14 protein-coding genes are annotated in these 14,650 nt (G+C 32.5%); 4 read left to right on the top strand and 10 right to left on the bottom strand.

Annotated features, from left to right (window positions below; genetic code table 11):
* Positions 1-259: 259 nt before the first annotated feature.
* Both RBU59_RS26910 and RBU59_RS26905 read left to right on the top strand, forming a co-directional pair.
* On the top strand, positions 260-658 hold the full coding sequence (locus RBU59_RS26910; RefSeq protein ID WP_308148649.1) for a putative ABC transporter permease: 399 nt from the start codon (positions 260-262) through the stop codon (positions 656-658).
* A gap of 215 nt (positions 659-873) precedes the next feature.
* On the top strand, positions 874-2,070 hold the full coding sequence (locus tag RBU59_RS26905) for a GNAT family N-acetyltransferase (RefSeq protein ID WP_308145546.1): 1,197 nt from the start codon (positions 874-876) through the stop codon (positions 2,068-2,070).
* A gap of 128 nt (positions 2,071-2,198) precedes the next feature.
* Here the strand turns inward: RBU59_RS26905 and RBU59_RS26900 are convergent, their stop codons facing one another.
* From RBU59_RS26900 to RBU59_RS26875, 6 genes are all read right to left on the bottom strand, one after another.
* Positions 2,199-2,483, bottom strand: coding sequence for a hypothetical protein (locus tag RBU59_RS26900; protein WP_308145545.1), 285 nt, complete (start codon positions 2,481-2,483; stop codon positions 2,199-2,201).
* Positions 2,484-2,675: 192 nt separating this feature from the next.
* A complete protein-coding gene (locus tag RBU59_RS26895; RefSeq protein ID WP_308145544.1) occupies positions 2,676-3,452 on the bottom strand; it encodes a TIGR03915 family putative DNA repair protein in 777 nt (258 codons plus the stop codon).
* On the bottom strand, positions 3,449-4,936 hold the full coding sequence (locus RBU59_RS26890) for a putative DNA modification/repair radical SAM protein (protein WP_308145543.1): 1,488 nt from the start codon (positions 4,934-4,936) through the stop codon (positions 3,449-3,451). Before RBU59_RS26890 ends, RBU59_RS26895 begins: the two co-directional genes overlap by 4 nt.
* Positions 4,937-5,026: 90 nt before the next feature.
* Complete coding sequence (locus tag RBU59_RS26885) at positions 5,027-6,190, bottom strand: ABC transporter permease (protein WP_308145542.1); 1,164 nt, start codon at positions 6,188-6,190, stop codon at positions 5,027-5,029.
* On the bottom strand, positions 6,177-7,313 hold the full coding sequence (locus RBU59_RS26880) for an ABC transporter permease (RefSeq protein WP_308145541.1): 1,137 nt from the start codon (positions 7,311-7,313) through the stop codon (positions 6,177-6,179). Before RBU59_RS26880 ends, RBU59_RS26885 begins: the two co-directional genes overlap by 14 nt.
* Before the next feature lie 18 nt (positions 7,314-7,331).
* The gene (locus RBU59_RS26875) at positions 7,332-8,264 is read right to left on the bottom strand and encodes an ABC transporter ATP-binding protein (RefSeq protein ID WP_308145540.1); all 933 of its coding nucleotides are present in this window, start codon (positions 8,262-8,264) and stop codon (positions 7,332-7,334) included.
* A gap of 387 nt (positions 8,265-8,651) precedes the next feature.
* Here RBU59_RS26875 and RBU59_RS26870 point away from each other — a divergent pair, with 387 nt between their 5' ends.
* Positions 8,652-9,755, top strand: a complete 1,104-nt coding sequence (locus RBU59_RS26870) for a sensor histidine kinase (protein ID WP_308145539.1) — start codon at positions 8,652-8,654, stop codon at positions 9,753-9,755.
* A 90-nt stretch (positions 9,756-9,845) separates the two neighbouring features.
* Complete coding sequence (locus RBU59_RS26865) at positions 9,846-10,469, top strand: response regulator (protein WP_308145538.1); 624 nt, start codon at positions 9,846-9,848, stop codon at positions 10,467-10,469.
* Positions 10,470-10,864: 395 nt separating this feature from the next.
* On the opposite strand, the gene RBU59_RS26860 is transcribed toward RBU59_RS26865, so the two are convergent.
* From RBU59_RS26860 to RBU59_RS26845, 4 genes are all read right to left on the bottom strand, one after another.
* A complete protein-coding gene (locus RBU59_RS26860) occupies positions 10,865-11,611 on the bottom strand; it encodes a DUF2268 domain-containing putative Zn-dependent protease (RefSeq protein WP_308145537.1) in 747 nt (248 codons plus the stop codon).
* Between the two features lie 152 nt (positions 11,612-11,763).
* Positions 11,764-12,906 carry a radical SAM/SPASM domain-containing protein gene (locus RBU59_RS26855; RefSeq protein ID WP_308145536.1) on the bottom strand — a complete coding sequence of 381 codons (1,143 nt, stop codon included), beginning with the start codon at positions 12,904-12,906 and terminating at the stop codon, positions 11,764-11,766.
* A complete protein-coding gene (locus RBU59_RS26850; protein ID WP_308145535.1) occupies positions 12,903-13,205 on the bottom strand; it encodes a hypothetical protein in 303 nt (100 codons plus the stop codon). The genes RBU59_RS26855 and RBU59_RS26850 overlap by 4 nt, the downstream gene beginning before the upstream one ends.
* A complete protein-coding gene (locus RBU59_RS26845; RefSeq protein ID WP_308145534.1) occupies positions 13,183-14,355 on the bottom strand; it encodes a radical SAM/SPASM domain-containing protein in 1,173 nt (390 codons plus the stop codon). The genes RBU59_RS26850 and RBU59_RS26845 overlap by 23 nt, the downstream gene beginning before the upstream one ends.
* Between the last annotated feature and the right edge of the window lie 295 nt (positions 14,356-14,650).

The raw sequence follows: 14,650 nt of genomic DNA, 5'->3' as shown, positions 1-14,650 counted from the left end.
CCGTTATTATCTCCATTTTCTTCATGCTTTTCATCATTGACGCTAATTATACCATGTCCGCATGCTCCCATGGTACTGCGCCACTTTGTGGCGTTTATGTGCACTCACTCCGTTCGGCACCGGTATAATATCTGTCGATATTATACCATAGTAAGCAGGATTGTCAACGCATCCTGGCATTCGAGCCATGATATGGTATTCAATTTCACTATCCTTTATTCAGTGTATAGTTTTTCCATCTTCCGCTTATACTAAATCCATGAAAAAATGTTTTTTAAGTAATTTTTTATTATGCGGTCTCAGCGGCTGGTGTATGGAATGCTTTTGGACTGGACTTCATTCTGTCTTAACACACGAAGATAAGACTTTGCTATGCCGTACCTCTGTATGGATGTTTCCTATTTATGGTATGGCAGCTTTTTTAAATCCTATTTGCAAAAAACTGAAGGACAAAAGTGCTCTTTTAAGAGGAGGTGTTTATGCATTTTTTATTTTTATCGCAGAATTCTCAACTGGAAGACTGTTAAAAAAATTCGGAGCATGCCCTTGGGATTACAGTAAAGCAAAATTAAATTATAAAGGACTCATCCGCCTTGATTACGCACCGGCATGGTTTTTAGTCGGGTTATATTATGAGAAATTATTAAACCGGTCATGAATTCAGCTGATTTAATAACCAAACGCAGTATTATTAAAGGATACTCTTGTGGAGAATATGCAGTTATATTTTTATAGAATATTTGCGAACCATTTCCGGTTTCCAATATACGTAAAAACAACTCATATTCCTGACACAAGTGATGGCTGGGTTTTCATTCCCCAGCTTTTCTGATATAATAGGTGCATTATATTTATAAACAGGAGGTAAACACATTGTTAAAAGCCGTAATTTTTGATATGGATGGTGTGCTGGTTGATAGTGAACCTCAACATGCCAGAGCAGCAGTTTTAGCTCTACAAAGTCTGGGGTATCAAGTTACAATAGACTATTGTTATGGTTTTATTGGCTCCACCACAATACATATGTTAGAAACCATGATAAAGGATTATAATATCTCCTTATCTTCCGCTGAATTATATGAAGTTTATAAGGAAACCTTGAATAATTTAATTAAAACGGAGGGTTACGAGCCAATACCTTATACTAAAGATTTAATACTGGATCTGTATCATAACGGGATTAAATTAGCGATTGCTTCTTCTTCTACGATTAAGGAAATTACAGCTGTGGCGGAAGCTTTTGGTATAAAGGAATATTTTACAAAACTAATAAGCGGAACTACTGTTTCACATCCAAAACCAGCACCTGATATCTTCTTAAAAGCAGCTAAAGAACTTGGTGTAAATCCGGATGAATGTATTATAGTCGAAGATTCCTATAACGGAGTTTGTGCAGCAAATTCTGCCGGTATGCCTGTTATCGGATTTGTAAATGAACACTCAGGTAATCAGGATCTCTCATCCGCTTCTTATCTGATTGAAGGATTTGATGAAATTAATACAAAGTATATTAAAACTATATACTTGCATACTTTAAACTTACCGGTTACTATTACAGAAACGAACCGGTTAATTATTAAAGAACTAACAGTAGATGATATCCCAGCTTTGTATCAAATCTATCAAAATGAAGAAGTTAAAAAATATATACCTGGGATATCTGATACTTTGGAGGAAGAAATAGAAAAACATAAGTCTTATATAAAAAGTGTTTACCATTTTTACGGATATGGTTTATGGGGTATATTCGATAAAAATTCAGGGGAGCTTATGGGAAAATGCGGTTTTACAAATTCAATAATTAATGGTAAAGAAGTAATTGAAATGGGTTATATGCTGGATTATTGCAAATGGGGCTGCGGATATGCCACCGAATGCTTACATTCTATATTAAGGTATGCTTATGATAACTTAAATATAAAAGATATTATCTCCGTTATTAATACTTCAAATAATCGTTCAATTAAAACTGCCGAACGTGTGGGTATGAAATTAGATCAAATTATAATTAAAGATGGAGAGGAGTATGCAATTTATACGATTCATACCTCCGAAGAATCTCTCAGTTAAGTAAGGTTATTCACAATGTTTAAATAAGGCTGCCACACATCATAAATTAATTAAAACGCAAAATCTGATAAATTAAAAACGAGTAGAAATCAATTCTGCTCGTTTTTGTTGTTTGCTAATATCATTCATTATTTTGTGTTTGTTGTATCAGAAGCTCCGCTTGTATTATTCGTCGTTCCTGTACCGTTAGTAGTTCCTGTATCATTCGTAGTTCCTGTACCATTTGTCGTACCGGTTCCTCCAATTGCATCAGTTGTATCCGTTGTATCCGTCGTTGTATTTCCGATACCATTGGTTGTGTTCTGGTCAGTTGTTGCAGAATTATTGCTACCGTTACCATTTGTAGTACAAGCAGTAAAAGTTAGAAATGTCAGGCAACAAACTGCCATTAACAAATATAATCTTTTTTTCATGGATACTCCTCCTATAAAATATTTAATTTTACGCATTTAGTATCTCACTGATTCCTTAGATTATGCATTTTATCACGTTCATAAATATAACATAAAAGGAAACGCTTTTAAATCAATCACAAAATTTTTTATATTCTTTATACAATGATATAAATGAACTATATTCCTGTACATATGGACAACAAAAGTTTATTAATCTTTAAATTCCAGCATATTACTTCGAAATCGTAACGGCAGATTATTTTTTTGCAATTTGTCGTTTATACGTTCCTTTATAGCTATTGAATCAAAAAACGTCTTCCAGAGCATCTGGAATTCTGCTTCCTGTTCCGATCGTTCCTCAAACTTGTCAAGATCAAATTCACTGCCTGATACAAAAATCCAGGAAAACCCACTTCGATGGACTACGGCTGTTTTTCTTTTTTCATCATATATTACAAAATCTTCGGTATTAAGGCGGTCTGAAAAATGCGGTGCAATAAGCCGCAATATATCATTTTTAGGATTTATTTTGGATAATAAAATATGATTCTTTATTTCCTTGAAGCGAAGAAATCCGAGAAAGTGATGCGATTCATTAAAAACATTACGATTTAAATTAAAAATATTTAGAACCGCATCATTACTTAAGCAACTTACAACTTTCGCCCCCATAGAAAACCCAAGTATCAGAAAACGATAGATCATATCTCCTTTTTGTAAATCATCCGAAAATACAGCACTGCAAACCATATCGTATGCTTCCGGTGAAATTTTCTCCCGAATTGCTCTTGCAACCTTTTCAGTTTTTTCTTCACTTTCTTTTACATAAATATATTCTGTAAAAAGTTCTATATTAAAATTAGAGTCGTCCGGATTCTGTACCTGTATACGAACATTATCATGTCCATATCTGCTGCTCCAGGCATCATATATAGCTGTAAATATACCCTCTATACTATCGTAACATAGAAAAATTTTTTTATTCATAAAGATAGACTCCTATAACTCAAATTATTTACAGTGTTAAAATTAACATCATCAAATAAGGATATCTGCTTATATAAATTGCTGCCGTCTATACCCAAGGGAAGTCTTTCTTTTATACTGATTAACTGATTTGTAATATAATTTTCTTCAAGCTTAATAGGATACATCATCTTACCGCTGCAGGTAATAAAGTATAATGCACGTTTTAAAACGACACCGATCTTTTTCAAATCTTCAAATCTCAGATTGCAATTTCGTCTTGCTTTTACAATTCGTTCAGCTGATTTGACTCCGATACCCGGAACCCTAAGTAAGGTGTAATAGTCTGCTCTGTTAACTTCAACAGGGAATTGTCCTAAATGTCCTAAAGCCCAATTACACTTGGGATCCATTAATATGTTAAAGTTGGGTCTTGCCTCGGACAGCAGTTCCGAAGCCTGAAAACCATAAAACCTGAGCAACCAGTCGGCCTGATATAACCGATGTTCTCTTAACAGGGGCGGACCCTGGAGTAAAACCGGTAAGGAACTATCTTCGTTCACCTTAACATAAGCCGAATAAAAAACACGTCTTAAATCAAACTTCTGGTATAATGCTTCCGCCACGGATATAATCTGATAATCATTCTCCGGCGTCGCTCCTATAATCATCTGGGTGCTCTGTCCTGCCGGTACAAAACCCCTGTTGGTTTTAGGGCGGTTCACCAACCCCAAAACAGAAGAATTCGTATTAGCCACAATGGTATTCCTATCCGTTAAATCATTACCCTGTAAAATCCCTGATGTATTAATATCATTATTTATTGAAATTCTCTTTTGATTTCTGTCTGCGGGAAGCCGGGTGTACGAATGAATACCCAGTGATTCATTTCTTCCAAGCTGAATCTGTTTCATAGGTCTTAATATATTCTTGCGGCTTTTATGAGGTGCAAGATTCCTTAACCCGTCTGCTGTGGGTAATTCCAGGTTAACACTCATACGATCCGCATACCAGCCCGTCATCTCAATCAGCGAAGGGTCTGCTCCGGGAACTGCTTTACAATGAATATAACCGTTAAAGTGATGCACTTCCCGTAACATCTTTAGCGTATTACACAATAATTCCATTGTATAATTCGGAGTCACCAAAACACCGGAACTTAAAAATAAACCCTCGATATAATTTCTGCGATAGAATTCCATCGTTAAGGTGCAGACTTCTTCCGGAGTAAACGAAGCCCTTACAATATCATTGGAAGCTCGGTTAAGACAATACTTGCAGTCAAAAATACATTCGTTGGTAAATAATATCTTTAATAAAGAAATACATCTTCCATCAGCTGAAAAAGTATGACAGATACCGCAAGCCACCGAATTCCCCATAGCACCACTGGTTCCATTCCGGTCAACACCGCTGGAAGTACAAGCCACATCATACTTTGCAGCATCTGATAATATCTCTAATTTTTTTTGAATTGACATGTTCTCTTGAATTATCACACTCATAGCATTTCTCTCACTTTGCAAACATTTGTTTGTTTTATTATAACACTACCTGGCAAATAAATCAAGATGCAATAAGAACATTTGTTTGTTCTAACCGTTCATTTTTCTGTTTTTGCTAACTACCAAGGATAAAGAAAATATAGCTGCAGCAAAACCAATCTGTATTAACATATAAGCAAATATATTCCCTAATAAATTCCAATTAAAATCCGTCAATAATGCGATTGCATCATTCCCTTTCACATACCAATATACTGGAGTAAAACTGGCCAGTTTAAGTACAGCATCCCCTAAGATGTATTGCGGAATAAATGCACCACTGATAAAGCTAAAACCCAAAGGTAATACATAAGCCATAATATCATTAATATGTTTATTCTTAATTACAACTGCCACAAAATAACTGATACTTAAAGCACTGATGGAATATACAATCATATTAAGCCAAAATAATAATACATTACCGGATATATTCTTATTGTCATTAATAATATAACCAAACAGGATAAACAGTATATCATGTACCAGCACAAAGACCAGATTACCACCTATCAGCTGCAAATTCATATCTTTATGTGTCATGGGCGTTACCATGTTTCTTCTTAATATAAAGACATTATGAAAGGTTAACATAATCATACCCACGCCAATCAGACAGCAGCTTAACATAATATAGGATGCGGTATTGAAAAATCTATTGTAAAAACTGTAATCATTAACTTTTTTTTCTGAGCCCTCAATCACTACTTCTGCTTTATCCTGCATATCCTTATTTACATAGGTAACCAACTCTTCTTCTGTAATATTCGGAATATTTCTAAGATATATTCTGGCTGTATTTAAATAAATATTAATTGCGTTATCTATGGATGAATTATATACCCCATCCGGAACAGATTTTTTCTCAACTGCAACCTCTTTGCCTTTTAGAAAATCTTCCCCGAAGTCATATGGTATTGTAAGAATATATTCTATCTGGCGAAAAAATAAAGCATCGGCCAAATTATCTTCCTCATCACCATAATCTTTAAAGCTGCAATATTTAGTTAGATAATGGATCAGGTTTTTTGAGAAAATGCTGTTTTCATCATAATTTACCAAAGCCGTATCTATCTTAGTTTCTTCAAAATGTGTTATACTTTGAGTCTGATTGGCAGAGATAATAAAAATTAAAACTGCAAAAATAATTGCGTAAATTATGAGAGCAGGTGCTACACTTTTTAATAATTTAAAATAAAGTTTAAATACTTGCATATTCCCGCCTCCTGACTTCAAAATAGGTGATTACACTAAATAATACTGTCAGAAGACCAAGCATATATAAATTGCGAAATAATCTGTCATAACCGTCGTAATAGTATAGACAATAGAAAGCATCCGTTATCAGGCTGGAAGGATTAATATACTGAAGCATGGGCATTTTTGCCGCTATTAAATATTTCATATCAATAATTATCATTCCGGATAAGAATCCCCCTCCCAAAATAATAGCATTTAATATTGCACCTCTTACCTTCACATTGGCTTTTACCAATACACATACCATAGCACCAAGCGAAATACCGCATAAAGATCCCAAAGCACTGGTTAGTAATATCATACCAATCCGGTGTCCGAAATCAATTTGCAATACTTTATTAAGAAACGCTAATAAAAATAAGATACTTAGATAATGCAGTGTAAAAGCTGCTAAAATATTACATAGCAAAAGTTTCAATTTATGAACAGGTGATATATTTATTCTGGATCCAATGTCCGATTGGTCGGCCTGAATATCCACCATTTCACGAAATCCCCAATTCGTACCAAACATACAGGCTAATGCAATTAAAGTATAAAAGTAGTTAAGCGTATAATTAGGATTTCTTTCTTTATCACTATCGTCAACGATATAATCTTTATAAGCAGAAATACTTCTATAAAAATTATTATTCATAACTTCCGGTTTTAAATCAGATATATGTTTCGCCGTACTGCTTTTATGAATATAATTATCAGTAAATACCTTAATAATGGATTGTTCTAATCCATTATTCTTAAAAAACAAGGCCGGCTTATTAGTGAGTACAATATAACCGGCAATCTCATTATCCTTAAGCATTGCTTTAGCTCTGTCCAGGGAAAAAGTTTCCACCGAAAAGAGATTTTGACTGTTACTTATCCGCGCATCTTTTATAGATTTTATAAATTCCGGGTCTGCATGGTTTTCTTCCACTATAACAACAGGAATCGTTTTAATATTTTCATTTCCTGCTAAATTACTAAACCCCATATAGAAAAACAGAGCTAATAAGATTGGAAAACCAAAGGACCAAAAGATTACTTCGTAACTTCTGCATAAGCATTTTATCCTGGTTCTGTATAAATAAAAAGCCATGGGCTTTCTCCTTTCAAATTAATCCCTGAGATCTTTACCCGTTATTTCCAGGAATACATCATTTAATGTCGGCATTTCCGTATAAATTTTCCCAAACGTAATTTCATGCCTCTGCAAATAATCAAGAACATGGATTAAATTATTTTTACCTTTTTTAGACCTGATTACTAATTGGTTTCCGATGTAATCTACATGAGAAATATTAGGAATGTGCAGCATTTCCTCCAGCTGTTCCTCCCTTACGTTATACGCTTCTACAGTAATTTTTTCACCCAGAGATATCATATTTTTTAATTCATCTTTTGTACCGGTTGCAATCACCTTTCCTTTATCTATAATGGAAATCCTGCTGCAAAGCTGTTCCACTTCCTCCATATAATGGGAGGTATAGATAATTGTGGCTCCGTTTTCATTCAGTTTCTTAATCCCCATAAGAATCTTGTTCCTGCTCTGTGGGTCAACCGCTACCGTCGGTTCATCCAATATAATTAATTTTGGTTTATGAGCTATTCCACAGGCGATATTCAGTCTGCGTAACAGTCCGCCGCTTAATTTTTTTGGCATAAATTTAGTGAAATCCTGTAAAGAAACAAAATCAATTGCTTCCTCCGTGAGTCTTTTTACTTCTTTTTTATCATTTACATATAAACTGCAGAAATAAGAGATATTTTCATAAACCGACAGTTCTTCAAAAACAGCTACATTTTGCATGATGATACCAATGTTTTTCTTGATATCGTAAGCATCCGGCCTCATAGGTTTACCAAATATCTCTATACTTCCCTTATCGTATTTTAACAGGGATAACATGCAGTTTATTGCTGTTGTTTTGCCGGAACCGTTGGGGCCTAACAAGCCAAAGATTTCTCCCTCTTCCACGGCTAAATTTAAATGATCCAATGCTACCAATTTATCATATCTTTTTACTAAATTTTTTACTTCAACAATCATGCTGCTTTCCTCCTATTATATCTATATACCAGGCAGCCACGAACTATATTGTCATAAAATATAGTATACAATTGATACAAATTTCATAGCTGCAATTACCTTCTAATGACTGTACAGAGATACAATATCTCCTTTATACCAGATTTTTCATTCTATGTATACTATACCTTATCATATTTTTCCGTTATAGTGAAGAACGTCATAAAAACTCATGACAAATGTAATTGTATAACATTTTGATTTCTTTAAAAAGCCGTTGAAGAAAGAGCATAGCGGTATTAATACGGTATAAATGGGAAATATATAGGCATTCTTACATTGATTTATTAAATAAATTTTGGTATTATGTTTATAATTATAAAATTTTTATAAAATACGGAGGATATCATGTTAGAGATTCATGATAAAATACTTCTATTTCTTTGCTGTTTTGCATTGTATATGTTAGAAGTTAATTCCGAATATGCAATTGTACCGATTATTATAGCAGTATCGTTCTCCTGCCTGAGCTCTTATCTGGAAGACAGGAGGCTTAAGCTTGGTTTTTTTCTTATCTATATCGCCTGTTGCCAGTTAATACCTTATTGTTTTGTTTTCCTGCCTTTAATCATCTATGATATTGCTTTATACGATTACCAGATACTGTCCTTTTTGGGTTTATTTCCTTTATTCCTGAATTTTCATCATTATAGTTTAAGAATAGTTATTTTTAGTTTTGTATTTTTTGTCTTTAGCTGGGTAATGAAATATAAATCCATCTCCTATACAAGATTACAGACGGAATACAATGAACAGAGGGATACTTCGAAAGAATTAGCCTTGCTGCAGGAACAGAAAAACCAGAGTATTTTAGAGAATCAGGATTATGAAGTTAATGTTGCTACATTAAATGAAAGAAACCGTATCTCCAAAGAAATTCATGATAATATCGGACACCTGCTCTCTCGTTCTCTTTTACAGATAGGCGCACTTCTGACCATCTCTAAAGAAGAAACCACAAGAGAAGGATTAACTGCTTTAAAAGAGTCCATATCCGGTGGAATGGATAGTATACGAAGCAGTATTCACAATCTGCATGATGAATCCATTGATTTATATACCAGTGTTGATTCTTTGGTCAAAGAATTTACTTTCTGTACTATTAGTTTTGAATATGATATAAAATCAAATCCGGATATTAAGTTGAAATACTCTTTTATTGCTATTGTAAAAGAAGCATTGGCTAATATAATAAAACATTCCAATGCAACCAAAGTGTCAATCTGCCTTCGGGAACATCCTGCTATGTATCAGTTAATCATTTTAGATAACGGAACAATGGATGAGCAAAAACAGGTTAAATTAAGCAAACTGATAGAAAATCAAATCTATTATGATGGAATTGGGATTCAAAACATTACTGACCGTGTAAAAAGTTTTCATGGAAACATTAACATTTCCCTGGATAAAGGGTTTAAAATATTTATAACCGTACCAAAAGAGAAATTATAAGTGAGAGAAAATACTGTAAAAGGAGCCACATGAATTCTTTCACTTCTTTAATATGTGGCCACTGACTGTGATAAGAGGTGGGTGTTAAGTATGAATGTCTTAATTGTGGACGATGATAAATTGGTTTGTTCTTCTTTAAAGATCATATTGGATTCGGATAAGGATATTACTGTGATTGGTACCGGCAATAACGGTATGGACGGAATTCAGTTATATGAAGAATATAAACCTGATATTCTGCTGATGGATATACGAATGGACGTGATGACAGGTTTAGACGCCGGAGAGATCCTTTTAAAGAAGTACAAGGATGCCAGAATCCTTTACCTTACAACGTTTCTGGATGATGATTATATTATTAAGGCTTTGAATATTGGTGCAAAAGGTTATATGCTGAAACAGGATTATGACAGTATTATACCTGCCCTGCATGCCGTATATAAGGGTCAGAATGTATATGGAAATGAAATCATTACGAAACTTCCGAATTTATTACATCAATCCAATCCTGCTGCTAATTATTCTTCTTATGGTATCACCGATAAGGAATATGAAATTATATGTAAAATTGCAGACGGACTTTCAAACAAGGAAATATCCGAGCTTTTATACCTAAGTGAGGGTACGGTCCGTAACTATATCAGTTTGATTTTAGAGAAACTTTCCTTAAGAGACCGAACGCAGATTGCTATATTTTATTATAAAAACAAGTAATTTAATGTTTATAATTGGTTTTTAAGCATTCGGGAAATTATTAAAATTCCAGAAATGTTGAATAAAATATTAATGATGAAAAATAGAGTAACTTTTTTATCATTAAATAATATGTTTGATAATTTTATTTTCTTATATGCAGCCCCTTTTAATTGGTGATTTTTTAGATTAATATATCTAATCGGACGCAATATTCATACTATAAATATCATAGAGGCAGTTAATCGCCAGTTTCGCAAATTCACGAATTAAAAAGTGATTTTTCAAATGACACACCTTAAAAAAATGCTATATCTGGCATCCACTAATATAATAAAGAAATGAATGCAAAATACAGAAAATGGAATATTGTATTAAGCCAGCTTAACAAGGTTATTGTTCTCGTAAAAGTTTAATTATTTTGCATTAATAAATGAAATCATCAAGCTAAGACCAGTTTTCGAATCATAATGTACCATTTCATTAAGTTGATATAATAAAAATGAGTTTTTTGAAAAATAGTATGCAATATAATATATAATACTGCTTAGATCATTATAATTATTTGCTAATAAATCATAAATATCATAAATCTTATATATTTTTGAACATACTTTTTTATTATCATAATATCGTAGTACTGAATTATATTTAAATCCTATTATCTCTTCCCAAGATATACTGTTAAAATACTTCTTTTCGGTAGAGATAGCAAGAATTTCTTCATATAGCCAATTAAGAGGATCATTTAAATACTTTATATACTCAATATCCGTTATAATTTTATTAAATTTTATCCGATATGCATGACAAAGCTCATGTAACATCACTCTTTTTAATAGTTCAAAGTTTTCTTTCCATGTTATGAAACATAATATTTTGTTTTTATAAAATATTGTGCAACCATGAATAGGATTTTGTTTTAAAATCATTTCTGCAATATTACCTGTTAAAATCCAAACATTATAATCACTACCCTTGAATTCATCTATATATAACTTATATGTCTTTTCTAATTCATTAACAGAAAATAAAAGATGCTTGTTTTTAATTACACCATTATTAGATAACTTATTAAATGTATCAACAGAAATATTATATGTATCCATAATGAGATCTCTGTATTCTAGATAGTTAAAATCATTTATTATTTTTATTACCATAACATACCTCTATTTGTATTTTCTTCTCATGAATAATATATTTAACTATATTAGCCTTGTTCTAAATGATTTATTTGTAGTCATCATATACTAAATAGACCAGTATTACTAAATAATACTGGTTTTTATTAATTAAAACATCATAACTCTATTTAGAAAAACTTTGAATTAGTATTAAAATATTCCTGTACTTTAGGACATCTAGGATCTGGTGCATACTTGTCCTCTTTAAATTCAAGGGCTGCAATCCTGCAACCACCACCACATATATCTTTATATTCACAATTATTACAAGGTTCCTGGCTAATTACTTTTTTAGTAACACTTCTGAACCAATTCAAATTCTTATCATTTTCCCAGACATCTATGATGTTTTTACCTTCAATATATTCTCCACCAAACTCCGTTCTTATTGAAGCTACACATGGGTACAATCTCTTTTCAGAAGATATAGTCAACTCTGTCTGTCCTGCTTCACAATAATAATGACGCTTCGTCTGCATATGAAATTTCTCGGAACTTGATACGTCTAGCCCCCAAACATTATATATATCATCATGCATTCCAGCTCTATCTAGAGGTTCTGTTAATTCATATAATGTAAAAAATCCAATATTTACCCTCTGGCTTTTATCTCCCCATGCATTTGTTTTTTTAATATTTGTAACATCAATAACAAATTTTGACCATTCTTTCCAAAATCCTTGAAGTATATTTCTATTTTCGCAAGCTCTTCCTGTTGGAAACAAAGGTATTGCTTGTACTGCGTCTACATTGAGTTCATATATCGCATATTTGATTGTATCCAAACTGGTTGCTGCCGTTAGTAAATTTAATACTATTAAGCATCCTACGCTAAAGCCATATGATTTAAGTTTGATTATAGTATTTATAATCTTATCATATTGCATTTTGGTAATAAGTCTTTCTTTGGTCATTACTTCAAAAGGGCCATCAAGACTTATCTGTATTGTCAAATTTCTATTAGGATCTAATTTACATAGCTTTTCAATCGAAACATCATCCCATAAAAGACCATTCGTCAGTAAACATGTTTCAAAAGGTTGTTCTGCAGCATATTTCACAATCTTGAAAAAATCTTTATTTAATACAGGTTCACCCCCAGACAGATTGGCATATATAATCCCAAGTTCTTTCATCTGTTTATATATCTCAACAACTTCCTCATAAGATAACTCATTCATATTTTGAACAGAAGCATCTGCAAAACAATGTAAACAATTTAAATTACATTGTTGCGTTAATTCTACATGAAATTGATTTGGATATATCATTTTTTCTCCTCACTAAATGCTCTATTAATCTTTCCAGCCATTTCAATGAAAATTTTATTAGCTAAAAAACCTTCAGCAATATCCAGCAAATCCTGTTTTAAAATTTCTGGCTCAACCTGATATTCTTTCAGAAGTATATTAAAGCCATTTTCAGTGTCGTTCTTATCAAATGTTTTTAAAATATCAAACAAAACATCATTACCCTCAATAAAATGTCCTGGACCAAATATGGAACATCCTTCTTCTTCCTTACGAACACGATATGTATTACCACTATCAACAATGCATAGCATTTCCATCACGAACACCTTCTCTTTCTTTTATGCAATTTAATGGACATAAATAATCCTGCGCAACTAACGAATTAAATTGTGTAAATGCTCTTGCTCGACATCCCCCACCACAAAGTTCAACATATTTACATTCTTTACAATTTCCTTCAATCATACTAATATCAAGATTACGCAATTTTTTTAACACTGTGGAATTTTGCCATATATCCATTAAATCTTTTTCTTTCAAATTTCCACAAACAAAAGGTGGAAACTTTGATGATATAGTACCACAAGGATATAAATCACCATTAGGTGATATTGCACAGCTTGTTATACCTGCATGACATCCTAAATTTCTTTTTCTTCTATACAGTTCTGATTTAAGAGGTGAACAGTAATCCCATTTATCTACAACATCATCTTCTGTATAACCGTTTTCTAATAAAGGTACGTACATCTCCCATGGACATGTAACAGAAATTTGTACACCGTGATAATAATCATCTTTGCTTTTCTTAGCAGTCGCATCCACTAAGAAATCTTTCCATTCATCATAATTTAATTCTAGTATCTCCCTATTTAATCGTCCATGTCCATATGGAAAAAATTTAATTCCTAACATTCTTTTTATTCCAAGTCCATTAATAAATTCATATGTTTTCCATATATTATTAATCGTTGCATGGGTTATTGTATAATTGATCCCTACTGACAACTTACTTTTAACTAATCTCTTCAAATTCTCCACAATTATAAAAAATTCTTGATCCAAAATTTTATCATATTCAATATATGATTTACGTAATACACTATAAGTCTCTGGATTATAACCATCTAAGCTCACGGCAATATTAATTTTGGGGCAATACGCTTCCAAGAACTTAATCTTTTCTTCATTAAGTAAAAGGCCATTAGTATTTAAGGTAAGATAAAAACCTTCTTTTTTTCCTGCATATTCTAATAATTCGAGACAATCTTCCCTAAGTAAAGGCTCCCCACCTGTAATTGAAACGTCAGATACCCCCACTTCATCAAGTTGATCTAATACTTTTTTTATCTGTTCAGATGACATTTCATCATTTAATTTTTCTCCTGCTGCAACATTACAATGCCTGCATTTATACATACATTTCATTGTAACGTCAAAATCTACTTGAAAGGGCGCTAAAACCATTTGTATCACTCCTCACTTTTTGTTAATTATTGAATGGATGATTACGAAACAATATAGTTATCTAATTATTCCATACAATTCGTACGAATTTAATAGTTTCAGTTGCCTTTAGGGGCAAAATTCAACTCTAAAATTGTATGAATCGCATGTCATATTGATATAATTTTGAGTTTCGCAAATAACTATGTTAATTATTGAAAAGCTGGATATATCATAAAATTATATATCCAGCTTTTTTGTGTTACATTTTAGTCAGTAACAACTTTCTTGCCCCAACATAACCAACGGTTGTTAT

Source organism: Anaerocolumna sp. MB42-C2, from assembly GCF_030913705.1.
Classification (GTDB): Bacteria; Bacillota; Clostridia; order Lachnospirales; family Lachnospiraceae; genus Anaerocolumna.
The sequence above is the reverse complement of the archived record's forward strand: the minus strand, read 5'-3'. Positions and strand labels throughout refer to the sequence as shown.